At 72.5% G+C, this 14,697-nt stretch carries 14 protein-coding genes; 7 read left to right on the forward strand and 7 right to left on the reverse strand.

Annotated elements, in window-relative coordinates; all coding sequences use genetic code 11:
- Position 1 precedes the first annotated feature (1 nt).
- Complete coding sequence (gene dxs, locus J2S58_RS05030; RefSeq protein ID WP_205257654.1) at positions 2-1,990, reverse strand: 1-deoxy-D-xylulose-5-phosphate synthase; 1,989 nt, start codon at positions 1,988-1,990, stop codon at positions 2-4.
- A 346-nt stretch (positions 1,991-2,336) separates the two neighbouring features.
- On the opposite strand from dxs, the gene J2S58_RS05035 reads away from it, so the two are divergent.
- Complete coding sequence (locus tag J2S58_RS05035; protein ID WP_205257545.1) at positions 2,337-3,092, forward strand: glycerophosphodiester phosphodiesterase; 756 nt, start codon at positions 2,337-2,339, stop codon at positions 3,090-3,092.
- A 45-nt stretch (positions 3,093-3,137) separates the two neighbouring features.
- Here the strand turns inward: J2S58_RS05035 and J2S58_RS05040 are convergent, their stop codons facing one another.
- The gene (locus J2S58_RS05040; protein ID WP_205257546.1) at positions 3,138-4,436 is read right to left on the reverse strand and encodes a class I SAM-dependent RNA methyltransferase; all 1,299 of its coding nucleotides are present in this window, start codon (positions 4,434-4,436) and stop codon (positions 3,138-3,140) included.
- Positions 4,433-6,487 carry an APC family permease gene (locus J2S58_RS05045; RefSeq protein ID WP_205257547.1) on the reverse strand — a complete coding sequence of 685 codons (2,055 nt, stop codon included), beginning with the start codon at positions 6,485-6,487 and terminating at the stop codon, positions 4,433-4,435. The genes J2S58_RS05040 and J2S58_RS05045 overlap by 4 nt, the downstream gene beginning before the upstream one ends.
- Before the next feature lie 211 nt (positions 6,488-6,698).
- Between J2S58_RS05045 and J2S58_RS05050 the strand changes: the two genes are divergently transcribed.
- Both J2S58_RS05050 and J2S58_RS05055 read left to right on the forward strand, forming a co-directional pair.
- Positions 6,699-7,364 (forward strand): potassium channel family protein, encoded by a 666-nt coding sequence (locus J2S58_RS05050; protein ID WP_205257548.1) that lies wholly within the window; start codon positions 6,699-6,701, stop codon positions 7,362-7,364.
- Complete coding sequence (locus tag J2S58_RS05055) at positions 7,364-8,017, forward strand: potassium channel family protein (RefSeq protein WP_205257549.1); 654 nt, start codon at positions 7,364-7,366, stop codon at positions 8,015-8,017. The genes J2S58_RS05050 and J2S58_RS05055 overlap by 1 nt, the downstream gene beginning before the upstream one ends.
- Positions 8,018-8,101: 84 nt before the next feature.
- Here the strand turns inward: J2S58_RS05055 and J2S58_RS05060 are convergent, their stop codons facing one another.
- The 4 genes from J2S58_RS05060 to J2S58_RS05075 form a co-directional block, all read right to left on the reverse strand.
- Positions 8,102-8,863, reverse strand: coding sequence for a DUF3159 domain-containing protein (locus tag J2S58_RS05060; RefSeq protein ID WP_306826444.1), 762 nt, complete (start codon positions 8,861-8,863; stop codon positions 8,102-8,104).
- Positions 8,860-9,225, reverse strand: coding sequence for an OB-fold nucleic acid binding domain-containing protein (locus J2S58_RS05065; protein ID WP_205257550.1), 366 nt, complete (start codon positions 9,223-9,225; stop codon positions 8,860-8,862). Before J2S58_RS05065 ends, J2S58_RS05060 begins: the two co-directional genes overlap by 4 nt.
- Positions 9,226-9,330: 105 nt before the next feature.
- A complete protein-coding gene (locus J2S58_RS05070) occupies positions 9,331-9,855 on the reverse strand; it encodes a pyrophosphohydrolase domain-containing protein (RefSeq protein WP_306826446.1) in 525 nt (174 codons plus the stop codon).
- 32 nt (positions 9,856-9,887) lie between these two features.
- A complete protein-coding gene (locus J2S58_RS05075; RefSeq protein ID WP_205257551.1) occupies positions 9,888-10,187 on the reverse strand; it encodes a DUF4193 domain-containing protein in 300 nt (99 codons plus the stop codon).
- 554 nt (positions 10,188-10,741) lie between these two features.
- Here J2S58_RS05075 and cei point away from each other — a divergent pair.
- The 4 genes from cei (at position 10,742) to J2S58_RS05095 (ending at position 14,585) form a co-directional block, all read left to right on the forward strand.
- On the forward strand, positions 10,742-11,494 hold the full coding sequence (cei, locus tag J2S58_RS05080; RefSeq protein ID WP_205257552.1) for an envelope integrity protein Cei: 753 nt from the start codon (positions 10,742-10,744) through the stop codon (positions 11,492-11,494).
- A 147-nt stretch (positions 11,495-11,641) separates the two neighbouring features.
- Complete coding sequence (gene ppgK, locus J2S58_RS05085) at positions 11,642-12,436, forward strand: polyphosphate--glucose phosphotransferase (RefSeq protein WP_205257553.1); 795 nt, start codon at positions 11,642-11,644, stop codon at positions 12,434-12,436.
- Between the two features lie 294 nt (positions 12,437-12,730).
- Positions 12,731-14,068, forward strand: a complete 1,338-nt coding sequence (locus J2S58_RS05090; RefSeq protein ID WP_205257554.1) for an RNA polymerase sigma factor — start codon at positions 12,731-12,733, stop codon at positions 14,066-14,068.
- A 100-nt stretch (positions 14,069-14,168) separates the two neighbouring features.
- Positions 14,169-14,585 carry a hypothetical protein gene (locus J2S58_RS05095; RefSeq protein ID WP_205257555.1) on the forward strand — a complete coding sequence of 139 codons (417 nt, stop codon included), beginning with the start codon at positions 14,169-14,171 and terminating at the stop codon, positions 14,583-14,585.
- Positions 14,586-14,697 lie beyond the last annotated feature (112 nt).

Below are 14,697 nucleotides of genomic sequence, written 5' to 3' on the forward strand. Positions count from 1 at the left end.
GTCAGTTGTCCGATCCGGTCGGGTGGCCCCCGGTGGGCGCGGTGCGGGATGCACCCGGCGCCGGGGAGCCGCTGTCGGTGGAGGAGCCCCGGGCGGAGTCCTGCCCGGAGTGGTCGCCCTGCCCGGCGAACTCCTCGGTGATGCCCCGGGCGATGGACTGGGCCGAGAGCCCGAGATCGCCGAGCAGCTCGGCCCGGGGCGCGGGTTCGAGGAACTCCTGCGGCAGCGTCCAGCAGCGCACCGGGATGCCGCTGCCGGTGAGCAGATCGGCGATGGCCGCGCCGATACCCCCGGAGCGACCGCCGTCCTCGACGGTGACCACCAGGCGGTGCCCGGCGGCCAACGCGACGAGTGCGGTCGGCACGGGCAGCACCCAGCGCGGGTCGACCACGGTCACCCCGATGCCCTGGGCGCCCAGGCGTTCGGACACCTCGACGGCCATGGCCGCGAAGCCGCCCACGGCGACGAGCAGCACGTGCGGGTCCTGGCCGGCGGCCGGTTCGGCGAGCACGTCGACCCCGTCGACCCGGCGCAGCGCCGGCACGGACGCCGGGACGGCGCCCTTCGGGAAGCGCAGCACGGTCGGGCCGTCGTCGGTGTCGATCGCCTCGGCGAGCTCCTCGGCCAGGGTGACCGCGTCGCGGGGCGCGGCCAGCCGCAGCCCGGGGACCAGACCGGCCAACGACATGTCCCACATGCCGTGATGGCTGGGGCCGTCCTCGCCGGTGACCCCGGCCCGGTCCAGCACCACGGTGACGGGCAGCGAGTGCAGGGCCACGTCCATCAGCAGCTGGTCGAACGCCCGGTTCAGGAAGGTGGCGTAGACGGCCACCACCGGGTGCATGCCGCCCATGGCCAGGCCGGCCGCCGAGGTCATCGCGTGCTGCTCGGCGATGCCCACGTCGAACAGGCGGTCCGGGAAGGCCGCGCCGAACGGCTGCAGACCGGTCGGGCCGGACATGGCCGCGGTGATGGCGACGACGTCGGGTCGCTCGGTGCCGATCCGCACCATCTCCCGGCCGAACGTCGCCGTCCAGGTCGCGGTGGCGGCGGCCACCGGCTTGCCGGTGAGCGGATCGAAGGCCGGCGGCGAGTGCATCTGCTCGGCCTCGTCGTCCCGGGCCGGGGCGTACCCCTGTCCCTTGCTGGTCAGCACGTGGACCAGGACCGGACCGCGGTAGCCCTTGGCCCGGCGCAACGCCGTCTCCAGCTCGACGATGTCGTGACCATCGATGGGGCCCAGGTACTTCAGGCCCAGATCGGCGAACATGGTCGGCGGCAGCAGCCAGTCCTTCATCGCCGTCTTCGCCGCGTGCAGCATCCCGTAGAGCGGCCCGCCGACGACGGGGGTCCGCGGGAGGGTCGACTTGACCTGGCCGAGGAATCGCTCGTACCCGGGCTTGAGTCGCAGCGCGGCCATCCGCTGGGCCATGCCACCGGTGGTCGGTGCGTAGGACCGGCCGTTGTCGTTCAGCACGACCACGAGCGGACGGTCCTGCCCGGCGGCGATGTTGTTCAGCGCCTCCCAGGCCATCCCGCCGGTGAGAGCCCCGTCACCGATGACGGCGACGGCGGTGCGGTCCCGCTCCCCGCGCAGTGCGAACGCCTTGGCCAGCCCGTCGGCGTAGGACAGCGACGTGGAGGCATGCGAATTCTCCACCCAGTCGTGGACGGACTCGGCGCGGCTGGGATACCCGGACAGACCGCCCCGGGTCCGCAGCCGGTCGAACTCGCCGGCCCGGCCGGTGACGATCTTGTGCACGTACGCCTGGTGCCCGGTGTCGAAGATCAACGGGTCGGCGGGCGAGTCGAACACCCGGTGCAGGGCCAGCGTCAGCTCCACCACACCCAGGTTGGGGCCGAGGTGCCCGCCGCGGCGGGACACCTTCTCGACCAGGAACGTCCGGATCTCCTGGGCCAGTCGGTTCAGGTCCGCGACCGACATCGCCCGGACATCGGCCGGTGAGGTGACCCGGCCCAACACCGGCATCGGGCCTCGCTGCGCCACCCGTCCTCCACCTCGCTCGCGGCCCTCAGGCCGCCACGTTCGTTCCGCCGCCCGTGCCGGTCGGCAGCGGGAGCGCACGGGTCGATCCCGCAGGTCGACGGTACCCCGCCGACCCGCTGGCGGGGCGGCGGCGGGGGTCCGGCGCGACGCGTTTCGATGGCTCATCGTGACGACTAGGATACGGACAGCCAACGCCCGGCAGCGTGCAGCCCGGGCTCCCGGGGTGTCCGTGTCGCGTCCGACCTGGTCCGGGGCCCGGTGCATGCTGCGATCCACCGGGACCCGCCCACCCGGTGCGACGGCGCACTCGTGGCTAGGGTGGCCGATCATGAACCCCCTGCGGCGCAACGGGCCGACCCCGCTGGTGATCGCCCACCGGGGCGCCTCGTCCGTCGCCCCGGAGAACACGCTCCCCGCCTTCGAGGCCGGCTGGGCGGCCGGCGCGGCCTGGGTGGAGTGCGACGTGCAGCCCACCATGGACGGGGTCCCGGTGCTGCTGCACGACGACGAACTGGACCGGACGACCACCGGCACCGGTCCGGTCAGGGAGCGCTCGGCCCGGGAGATCGCAGCGCTGGACGCCGGTGCGTGGTTCGGCGCGGCCTTCGCCGGCACCCCGGTCCCCCGGTTCGCCGACCTGCTGACCCGACTCGACGCCACCCGACGGGTGTTGCTGGAGATCAAGGGCGAGCACTCCCGCGGGCAGGTCCGCACCCTGCTGCGGGAGATCCGCACCGCCGGGCACGACCACCGGGTCGTGCTCCAGTCGTTCGAGCGGGCCGCTCTCGGGCACGCCCGGGACCTGGACCCGCACCGCCCGCTCGGCCTGCTCGTCGAGGACGTCGACGGCGATCCGGTCGAGGTGTGCCGGCGGCTCGGCGTGCAGGCCTACAACCCGCCGGCGGCGCAGCTCACCGGGCGGCCCGGGCTCGTCGACGCCCTGCACGCCGCCGATGTCGCCGTGGCCGCCTGGACCAGCGACGACCCCCGGGAATGGGCCGCGCTCACCGGGTGCGGGGTAGACGCGATCATCACCAACCGGCCCGCCGAGCTGGTCGCCTGGCAGGCCGCGGCGCCGCGCTGACCGACCCCGCACCGCACTCCACCGCACCGCACCGCACGGGCCGGCTCAGGCCGGGGCGAAGCGGGCCACGCACTCCAGGTGGTGGGTCTGCGGAAAGGCGTCGAACGCGCGGAGGTCGGTCATCACGTAGCCGGCCTCGGCCAGCGCGGCGGCGTCCCGGGCCAGCGCGGCCGGGTCGCAGGCCACGTAGACGATCACCGCGGGGCGGCGGGCGGCCAGTTCCGCGCACACCTTCCGGCCGGCGCCGGACCGCGGCGGATCGAGGACGATGACGTCGACCTCGTCGCCCAGACCGGCCAGCGCGTCCTCCACCGAGGAGTGCACGGCCCGGGCCTGCGGGTGCCGGGCGAGATTGCGCTGGGCGAGTGCGGTGGCCCGGGCGTCGCCCTCCACGCTGACCACCGATCCGGTGATCCCGACGGCGTCGGCCAGCAGCTCGGCGAACACCCCGACCCCGCCGTACAGGTCCCAGCCGGTGCCGCCGACCAGGTCGACGCCGTCCAGCGCGGTCAGCACCGCGTCGACGAGGGTCTGCGCGGCGGCCGGGTGGACCTGCCAGAAGCCGTCCGCGGCGACCACGAAGTCCCGGTCGGCGACGTGCTCGGAGATCTCCGCTCCGGGCTGACCGGCCCAGACGGCCAGCCGCTCACCGTCCTGGGTGCGCACCAGGGTGACCTCGGGCAGTTCGGGCCGGCGGTGGCGGCCGGCGGGGGCGCGGCGGACCGGACGCCGGGCCGGGCCGGTGGGGGCGGTCGGGCGACCACCGGGCGGCCCGTCCAGGGTCGCGGCCAGTTCGTTGAGCCCCGGCGCGGCGATCAGGCACGGCGCCGACAGGTTGACCGCCTGCACGCGGTGCGAACGGTAGGAGCGGGGACCCATCCGTCCGTCCGGATCCAGCGCCCAACGCACCCGGGTGCGCCAGCCGAAACCGTCGCCGGGCAGGGCCTCCACCGTCACCGGGCGGTCGATTTTGGCCAGTCGGTGCAGCTGCTCGGCCAGCACCTCGGCCTTGAGCCGGCGTTGCAGATCGGGCGACGCGTGCTGGAAGTCGCAGCCCCCGCAGCCACCGGGGTGGAAATGGGCGCAGGGTGCGTCCACCCGCTCCGGGTCGGCCTGCAGGATCTCCACGGCGTCGGCCCGGCCGAAGGAACCGGCCTTGGCCTCGGTGATGCGCACCAGCGCGACCTCGCCGGGCAGCGCGTGCCGGACGAACATCACCCGGCCGTCGTAGCGGGCGACGCAGTGGCCGCCGTGGGCGACCGGGCCGATGTCGACCCGGACCACCATCCCGGGGGTCAGGTCGTCGGCGGCCGGGACCGGCTGGGTCAGCACGGGTGCACTCATCGTTCGTCCTGATCGCGGGCGCGCAGGCGGCCCGGCTGCTCGGAGGCGGCGCCGGGCTGGATGGCCGAGCTGGGGATACGGCCACGCAGGCCGAGTTCGCGGTCCGCGCGCTGCCGGAGACGGTCGTCCAGCGCCTCGGAGGAGGACAGCTGCCACGGCACGGAGGTGACCATCACCCCCGGGGTGAACAGCAGACGACCCTTGAGGCGCAGCGCGGACTGGTTGTGCAGGATCTGCTCCCACCACTTCCCGACCACGTACTCCGGGATGTACACGGCGACCAGGTCCCGGGGGGCGTTCTTCCGGATGCGCCGGACGTAGTCCAGGATCGGCCGCGTCACCTCGCGGAACGGTGAGTCGATGACCTTGAGGGCCACCGGCAGGTCCCGGTCCTCCCACTCGCGGGCCAGGGCCTCGGTGTCCTTGGGGTCGACGCTGACGGTCACCGCCTCCAGGGTGTCCGGGCGGGTGGCCCGCGCGTAGGCCAGCGCCCGCATGGTCGGCAGGTGGATCTTGGAGACCAGCACGATGGCGTGCACACGGCTGGGCAGCACGAGATCGTCCTCGTCGGCGGCGATCTCCCGGGCGACGCGGTCGTAGTGCTTCCGGATGGCCTTCATCGTCACGAAGATGACGGCCATGGCGGCGATGGCGATCCACGCCCCGGCCAGGAACTTGGTGATCAGCACGATGACCAGGACCACCGCGGTGCAGCAGAAGCCGACCGCGTTGATGGTCTGGCTGCGGCGCATCCGACGGCGGACCGTCGGATCCTTCTCGGTGGACAACAGCCGGCTCCAGTGCCGGATCATCCCGGCCTGCGAGCAGGTGAAGGAGACGAACACCCCGACGATGTACAGCTGGATCAGCGAGGTGACGTCGGCCTGGAAGGCGATGACCAGGATCAACGCGACCACGGCGAGGAAGACGATGCCGTTGGAGAACGCGAGCCGGTCACCGCGGGTGTGCAGCTGGCGGGGCAGGAAGCGGTCCTGGGCCAGGATCGACCCCAGCACCGGGAAGCCGTTGAACGCGGTGTTGCAGGCCAGGATCAGGATGAGGCCGGTGGTGAACGAGACGATGTAGAACCCGACCGGGAAGCCGGAGAACACCGCCTGGGCGATCTGCGCGATCAGCGTCTTCTGGTAGTAGCCCTCGGGGGCGCCGACGAGCTGGCGGGCCGGGTCGTCGGCGATCTGCGCGCCGGTGGCGATGGCCAGGCCGACCAGTCCGAGCATCATCACCAGGGACAGGCCGCCCATCAGGGCCAGCGTCGTCGCCGCGTTCTTGGATTTGGGCTTCTGGAACGCCGGGACACCGTTGGAGATGGCCTCGACCCCGGTCAGCGCGGCCGACCCGGACGAGAACGCCCGGGCCAGCAGGAAGACCAGGGCCAGACCGGCGGTGGCGTGCTCGGGCTGCAGGTGGAAGCCGGCGCTCTCCGCCCGCATCTCCGATCCCAGCAGCCAACGGACGAAGCCGGTGAGCAGCATGGCGATCATGGAGACGATGAAGGCGTAGACCGGGATCGCGAAGGCGGACCCGGACTCCCGGATGCCGCGGAGGTTGGCCGCGGTGACCAGGGTGATGATCAGGATCGAGAACCACACGGGGTGCGCACCGACGACGGCCAGGGCGGACCCGATGTTGGCCACCCCGGCCGCGGTGGAGACGGCCACCGTGAGGATGTAGTCCACCAGCAGGGCACTGGCCACCAGCAGGCCGAAGTTCGGCCCCAGGTTCTTGGTCGCCACTTCGTAGTCGCCACCACCGCTGGGATAGGCGTGCACGTTCTGCCGGTAGGACGCGACGACGACGACCATCACGAAGGCGACCGTGATGGCGATCCAGGGGGCGTAGGTGTACGCGGCCAGACCGGCCACGGAGAGCACGGTGAAGATCTCGGCCGGGGCGTACGCGACGCTGGACAGCGCGTCCGAGGCGAACACCGGGAGGGCGATCCGCTTGGGCAGCAACGTGTGCGCCAGCCGGTCGCTGCGGAACGGGCGGCCGACCACGAATCGTTTGGCCGCGGCTGTCAGTCTGGACACAAGGCCGGAGCCTACGACCCCCGACCGACGGTGACGGGCAGCCTGCGGTGATTGTGATCTTCCGGTGCTCGCCGGACCCGGCCGCCGCCCGTCGGGACGGGCGGGTGCGGGGGTACGTTGCACCGGGTACTTTGCCCCGGCCGGATCTGTTCCCGGTCCCGGTCGGCAGCCTCCGGCGGCCGTCGAACATCGCAGCGAAGGGCGCCCAGGCGTGCACATCGTGATCATGGGGTGCGGCCGTGTCGGCTCGTCCCTGGCCCGCCAGCTGGCCCGGGCCGGCCATTCCGTGGCGGTGATCGACCGCGACCCGGCCGCCTTCCGCCGGCTGGGCGCCGACTTCCACGGGCAACAGGTGACCGGCGTCGGCTTCGACCGGGACACGTTGCTGGCCTCCCGCATCCGCGAGGCGCACTGCTTCGCGGCGGTGTCCTCGGGTGACAACTCCAACATCATCGCCGCCCGGGTGGCCCGTGAGCAGTTCGGCGTGGCCACGGTGGTCGCCCGCATCTACGACCCCAAGCGCGCGCAGGTCTACGAGCGGCTCGGCATCCCCACCGTCGCGACGGTGCCGTGGACGACCGACCGGCTGCTGCGCTCGCTCATCCCCGAGGGCCTGATCAGCGAGTGGCGCGACCCGTCCGGCACCGTGTCCATCGCCAACCTGCCGTACCACCGGGACTGGATCGGCCGGCCCCTGCGTGAGCTCGAGGAGGGCATCGGCGTGCACGTCGCCTTCGTGGTGCGGTTCGGCAACGGGCTGTTGCCGACGTCCGAGACCGTCGTGCAGGACGGCGACCTCGTCTACGCCTCCGTGCTCGCCGCTTCCATCGTCGAGGTCACCGAGCGGTCCGCCGTGTCCCCCCTGGACGGTGTCTGATGCGCATCGCCATCGCGGGTGCCGGTTCGGTGGGCCGGTCCATCGCCGGGGAGCTCACCGAGAACGGCCACCAGGTCATGCTCATCGACCGCGACCCGGAGGCCATCAAGCCGCACCGCATCGAGGCGGCGGAGTGGGTGCTGGCCGACGCGTGCGAGTTCGCCTCCCTGGAGGACGCCGGCCTGCAGACCTGTGACGTGGTCATCGCCTGCACGGGTGACGACAAGGTCAACCTGGTGCTCTCCCTGCTGGCCAAGACGGAGTTCGCGGTCGGCCGCGTGGTCGGGCGGGTCAACGACCCGCGGAACGAGTGGCTGTTCACCGACGCCTGGGGCGTGGACGTCGCCGTGTCCACCCCGCGCATCCTGGCCGCCCTGGTCGAGGAGGCCGTGACGGTCGGCGACCTTGTCCGGCTGTTCACCCTGCGTCAGGGCCAGGCCAACCTCGTCGAGGTCACCCTGCCCAGCACCACGTCGATGGCCGGGCGTCCGGTGCGCGATCTGGTGCTGCCGCGGGACGCGGCCCTGGTCGCCATCCTGCGCGGCGGGCGGGTCATCGTCCCCCAGCCCGACGAACCTCTGGAACCCGGCGACGAGCTGATGTTCGTGGCCTCCCCGGAGGTCGAGAACGACGTGCGGGACGCGCTGCGCTGACCCCACGACGACGAGACCCGGACCGGCCCCACGGGGGGCGGTCCGGGTTCCGTGTGTTCCGGGACGGGTCGGTCGTCGGCGGGATCAGCCGGCGGCGGGTGCGGCCGTCGGCCGGGAGCGCAGGTGCCCGCGGACCAGCAGCACGGTGATGCCCAGGGCGACCAGCCACAGCGGATATCCCATGACGATGCGGGCGGTGGCGAGCCACCCGACCTCGTCCTGGTCGTAGAGGAAGTTCTGCACGAAGAACCGGGCCGCGAACACGAGCACCCACACCCCGGTGGCCAGGCTGTACCTGCGGACCAACCGGCGGTCGGCGCGCCAGGCGGTCCCCCGGCTGTTCACCAGTTCCCAGATGACGCCGACCAACGGCCAGCGCACGAGGATGGAGAGGGCGAACGCGGCGCCGTAAGCCACCGAGCTCCAGATGCCGAGCAGGAAGAACCCCTTGGCCGAGCCGGTGCGGTAGGCGATGAACGCGGCGATGCCCACGCCGAAGATGCCGGACACGACCTGGGTGATGGGCTTGCGGCGGGCGAGCCGGATCCCGGCCAGGACGACCGCCGATCCGAGTGCGGTACCGATGCCCCAGCCGAGTCCGCCGAGGGTGTTGCCCAGGATGAACACCGCGACGGGGACGGCGGAGTCCACCATGCCCATCGGGCCGCCCATCTGCTCGAGCAGGGTGGGCTTCGCGGGTGGATCCGCGGCAGCTTCGGCCGCCGCCCTGTCGTCGTCCCCCGCGAGGGGACGCACGACGTCGGCAGCGGCATCCGGTCCGGACCCACCGGAGGCGGTGGTCCCGGCCTCGGTCGGGCCGTGCGGGGAGGAGCCGGCAGAACTCACGCGTGCGCCGGGAGCAGGTCGTAATCGGGGTTGTAGATGACCTTCTGACCGTCCCGCACGGCGACGCGACCCCGGACCTTGACCGTGCGGCCGGGCTCGATGCCGCTGATCGACCGGCGGCCGAGCCAGACCAGCATCACCCCGTCGGTGCCGTCGAACAGCTCGGCGACGAGCTTGGCCTGCCCCTCGGTGGGGCGCAGGTCGACGTAGCGCAGTCGGCCCTGCAGCGTGACCCGCTGACCCTGGCAGCAGACCGCGGCGCGCTGGGCACCACAGGCGTCGGCCTCCTCGGTGAGCGCGTCGGCGTCCAATTCAGCTTCATCACTGGTCAGTTTCTTGAACCAACCGACGAGGCTTCCCATAGTCGTCACCTTCTCCTGCGTGGTGACCCCGGACGGGTCCCACGTGCACGCCCGCCAGGGTAGTGCTCGTCCGGCGGGGCCGGGGTCACCCGGAGGAATGGGGGATCAGTCGGGCTGTGAAGATCCCGACACCGGTGGGTGGCCGATACCGGTGGGCCCCCCGGCGGCGGTGCACGACTCAGCGGCAGTGGGTGATTCGGCCGCGGTGGGCAGTTCGGCCGCGGTGGGTGACTCGGCGGCGGTGGGTGCCGGGTCCGGACGGGCGGCCAGGACGGCGGCGATGTCGGGCGGGCGGAATCCCGGCCCCTTGAGGATCTTGCCGTCCGCGCGGCGCACGGGCCGGCCATCGGCGCCGAGCTTCGTCATGTTCGAGGCGTGCACCTCGTCGATCACCGCGTCCAGGTCGATCCCGTAGACCAGGGCGGTGCCGTAGGCGACGTACACGATGTCGGCCAGGGCGTCGGCCACCTCGACCAGGTCGCCCGCCCGGGCGGCCGCGGCCAGCTCGCCGACCTCCTCGTCGATCAACGACTGGCGCAGGGTGACCTGGGCGAGGTCCACCCCGGCGGTCGGTTCCGTCCGCATGGGCAGCCCGTACGCACGGTGGAACTCGCCGACCTGGGCGGCCACCCGACCCGGGGGTCGGGCAGCCGGGGAACCGGTCAGGCGCAGTCCACGCAGATCATCTGGCCGTTCTTGTCGGAGGACAGGCGGCTGCGGTGCTGCACCAGGAAGCAGGAGGTGCAGGTGAACTCGTCGGCCTGCTTGGGGATGACCTTGACGGTCAGCTCCTCGCCGGACAGGTCGGCGCCGGGCAGCTCGAAGCTCTCCGCGGTGTCGCCCTCGTCGATGTCGACGACGGCGGACTGCGCCTCGTTGCGTCGCGCCTTGAGTTCCTCGAGGGAGTCCTCGGAGGGTTCGTCGGTCTCGTTGCGACGCGGGGCGTCGTAATCGGTGGCCATCAGGTGGGTCCTCACTTCGTGTGGTTCGAGGTACTGGTGGTGGTGCAGGCGCGGATGCGGCGCCGCAGCCGGGCCCGGCGGTGTCGGCCCACGGGATCGATCGACCAGCCCCCTCCCCGCCGGTCGGGACCGGGTGGGGTGAGCGGGAGGCATGACGTCGACGACCGTCGGTGTGTGCCCGGACTGTTCGTCGTTGAAACGCGGGAGACCGTGCGAATCCGCTCGAACAGGACCGCCGGCCGAGCCGGCGCCGGGGGAACGAGCGGTGCGCGCCGCCGCACCTTAGCCCATAACGCCCCGGAGCACACGGAATTCCTCGAACCGATCGGCGGGCGGATCCAGGCCAAGTCCGCGGCCGGGCGGGACGCACCCCGCTCCCGGACTCCCCGCCGACGGGAGGTGCCGGCCGGAGGGCGATGGACACGCGCCCGTCGTCCGGTCACGCGTCCGGGCGTGGTGGGGGCCACCGACTACCCTGGCACCCTGGCCGACGGGGCACCCCGACTGCGCCACGCCCGCACCCGCGCGCCAGGACAGCCAGGAGGACGTGACCGGTGAGTGTCGACACTGCCCCCGAGCGCTATCGGCGGCGGCGCTACTGGCCGGTCCTGTCGGTGGTGGCCGTCCTGCTGCTGGGGGCCGGCATCGTCTGGTTCCAGGCCCTGCGCCCCGACCCGTCCCAGAGCCGCAGCTGCAACACCCCCGGCGCGGCCCCGGTGACCACCGCGGACACCACCCGCAGCGCGGCGAGCTCCACCGCCGCGTCCGAACCGGCGGCCGAGACCACCGCATCCAGCACGCCGTCGACCCCGGCCGCCCCGACCACGCTGGGCGTCTTCACCGACGCGTCCACCCTGGCGGGGATCCGCCCCGCGGATCCGACCACCATAGGACTGTCCGTCTTCAACGCCAGCACGGTGCGTGGCCAGGCCAAGGCGGTGACCGACGAGCTCCGCGCCGCCGGGTTCGCGTCCATCCGCACCAGCGGCAACGACCCGCTGTACGTGGCCAGCGACCTGCGCTGCGTCGGCGAGATCCGGTACGGCCCGGCGGGTGCCGCGGCGGCCCGGACGGTCCTGATCCTCGCGCCGTGCGCGCAGCTGGTCCTCGACGGCCGCGTCGACGACTCCGTCGATCTCGCGCTGGGCGCGCGGTACCTCTACGCACCGGTCACCGACGAGGTCAAGGCCGAGCTCAGGACGATCCAGGAGGCGGCCACTCCGCCCGCGGTCATCGAGGGCCAGACGGCCGCGCCCCGGCCCCAGGCCACCATCCCGCCGCTGCCGCAGGCGACCTGCGCGACCTGACCGCCCTTCGCCGACGACTCCCCGACCCACCTGCGGACGGGCAGGGCTCACCCGCGGGAGCCGGACGGCGGTCAGTACGATCACCGGGCCCGGCAGCGGTGCCGGACGGACGACACCGACACACCACCGAGGTTGGGGAGGATCCACATGGCCGGCATCTCAGCGGACCAGGCTCTGGGCATCGATATCGGCGGTACCGGCATCAAGGGCGGGCTGGTCGATCTGACCAAGGGCGAACTGATCGGTGAGCGCTTCCGGCTGGACACCCCCCAGCCCGCGACCCCGGACGCGGTGGCCGAGACCGTCGGCAAGGTCGCGCAGTCCTTCTCCTTCGACGGTGCCTGCGGTGTCGACTTCCCCGGCGTCGTGCTGAACGGCGTCGTGCAGACCGCCGCCAACATGGACAAGGCCTGGATCGGCACCTCCCTGGCCGACACCGTGGGCCCCAAGCTGGCCGGCCCGGGCTTCTACCTGAACGACGCCGATGCGGCCGGACTGGCCGAGGCCCGTTACGGCGCCGGGCGTGGCCACCGCGGCCTGGTCGTCACCGTCACCTTCGGCACCGGCATCGGCATCGCGCTGATCCACGACGGCAAGCTGGTGCCCAACGCCGAACTCGGCCACATCGAGATCGACGGCCACGACGCCGAGCACAAGGCCGCGGCCTCCGCCCGCGAGCGGGACGGGCTGAGCTGGGAGCACTGGGCCAAGAGAGCCTCCAAGTACCTGGTGACCCTGGAGAACCTGATCTGGCCGGAGTTGATCATCCTCGGCGGGGGCATCTCCAAGAAGCCGGACAAATGGGTGCCGCTGTTGAAGACCCGCACCCCGCTGGCCGTCGCTCAGCTCATCAACAACGCCGGCATCGTCGGATCGGCCCTGGCCGCCAACGAGGCCGCGCTGGACCGTCGGGTCACCCCCGCCGGCCCCTCCCCGCACTGATCCCACCGCCGCGGCACGATCGCACCGTTCGGCCCGGGATCCGCACCGGACGGGGGCTCGCGACGCGGTACCCGTTCCGCCGGACGGGTCCGTGACCGGCGTCGATACCCCCGTCCGGGCGCATGAGGGGCCCGTTCGGGGTCGTGACCGACGGATCGCGCCGTTACACTGGAACGGTCGTCCGGCAGAGCCGAATCCCGGTTCCAGATCGAGTGCACAGGGCCCTCCCATTCAGACCCCACCCCGGTGGTCAGGTCTGCTGGGCCAGCGGACGACTGAAGCGAAAGGGCATCAGTGGCAGGCGCAACAACCTCCCGTACTCCACGCCGCGGAACCGCGGCTCATGCAGTGACCGACGGAGAGGCAGCCCCCACCGCCGCCCCGGCAGCCAGACGGGCCCCGGCCCGCAAGGCCGCCACCAAGGCCGCACCCGCCGTGGTCGCCGCCCCCGAAGCCGAGGGTGAGGCCGAGCCCGGCGCCCTGGAGCTGGTCGAGGAGCTGGACGCCACCGACACCGTGGACGTCGTCGAGGTCCCCGCCACCACCCCCGACTCCCCCGCGGTGTCCGCGGCCGGTGGTGCCACCGACGAGGAGACCGAGACCGCCGCCGTCGGCCCGGCGACGAAGGCCGCCGAGGCCGAGGAGTTCTCCTGGGACGACGAGGAGGAGTCCGAGGCACTCAAGCAGGCCCGCAAGGACGCCGAGCTCACCGCCTCCGCCGACTCCGTCCGGGCCTACCTGAAGCAGATCGGCAAGGTCGCCCTGCTGAACGCGGAGGAGGAGGTGGACCTGGCCAAGCGCATCGAGGCCGGCCTCTACTCCACCGAGCGCATGCGGCAGATGGCCGAGGCCGGCGAGAAGCCGACCAACCAGATGCGCCGTGACCTGAACTGGATCAAGCGGGACGGCGACCGGGCCAAGAACCACCTGCTCGAGGCCAACCTCCGCCTCGTGGTGTCGCTGGCCAAGCGCTACACCGGGCGCGGCATGGCGTTCCTGGACCTCATCCAGGAGGGCAACCTGGGTCTGATCCGCGCGGTCGAGAAGTTCGACTACACCAAGGGTTACAAGTTCTCCACCTACGCGACCTGGTGGATCCGGCAGGCCATCACCCGCGCCATGGCCGATCAGGCCCGCACCATCCGCATCCCCGTGCACATGGTCGAGGTCATCAACAAGCTGGGTCGCATCCAGCGCGAGCTCCTGCAGGACCTGGGCCGCGAGCCCACGCCCGACGAGCTCGCCAAGGAGATGGACATCACCCCGGACAAGGTGCTGGAGATCCAGCAGTACGCCCGGGAGCCCATCTCCCTCGACCAGACCATCGGTGACGAGGGCGACTCGCAGCTCGGTGACTTCATCGAGGACTCCGAGGCCGTGGTGGCCGTGGACGCCGTCTCGTTCACCCTGCTGCAGGACCAGCTGCAGGCCGTCCTGCAGACGCTCTCCGAGCGGGAGGCCGGCGTCGTCCGCCTGCGCTTCGGGCTCACCGACGGCCAGCCGCGCACGCTGGACGAGATCGGCCAGGTCTACGGGGTCACCCGTGAGCGTATCCGGCAGATCGAGTCCAAGACGATGTCCAAGCTCCGTCACCCGTCGCGCTCGCAGGTGCTGCGCGACTACCTCGAATAGATCGAACCGAACGTCAGTGCCCTCGGACCTCGTCCGGGGGCACTGTCGTTTCCCGTCCTCCCGCCGCACGCCCGAACCACCCCAGATCAGGAGATCGACGATGACGTCTTCCGCCCCCGCCCCCGACGGCTCCCCGGACGCCCCGGTGGACAGCCCCTCCGGCAGTGCCCTGGACAGCGCCTCCGCCCTGGTGCCGGCCGGACCGGCGGCGGGCGACGACACCGACGCCGATCCCACCCTCGGCGGCACCGACGAGGAGCGTTCGGCCGGCGGGAGCACCGGCGCCGGTGAGCACACCGGCGCCAACGAGGCGGCCGCGGACGACGACGGGGCCTCGCCGTTCGCCTCGCCGGCCGATCTGCAGACCCCCGGGATCCGCGACGCTGACGACCACCTCGCCGCCAGCGAGGACGCCCTGGCCGACGCCAAGGAGATCGGTTCCGGCCTGCGCGGCGACACCCTGCCGGAGACCCGGGCCGTGCCGGCGGCTCCGGACGCCGAACCGCACGACAGCTGATGCCCACGTCCCCACCGCGTGTGGAGGGCGTGTGAGCGGCCTGTACGATTCGCGAGTGCCGCGAGGCACGCCCACGCCCGTTCCGGGGAAGCCGGCGCAAGTCCGGCGCTGA

The sequence above is a fragment of the Nakamurella flavida genome, from assembly GCF_030811475.1.
Taxonomy (GTDB): domain Bacteria; phylum Actinomycetota; class Actinomycetes; order Mycobacteriales; family Nakamurellaceae; genus Nakamurella; species Nakamurella flavida.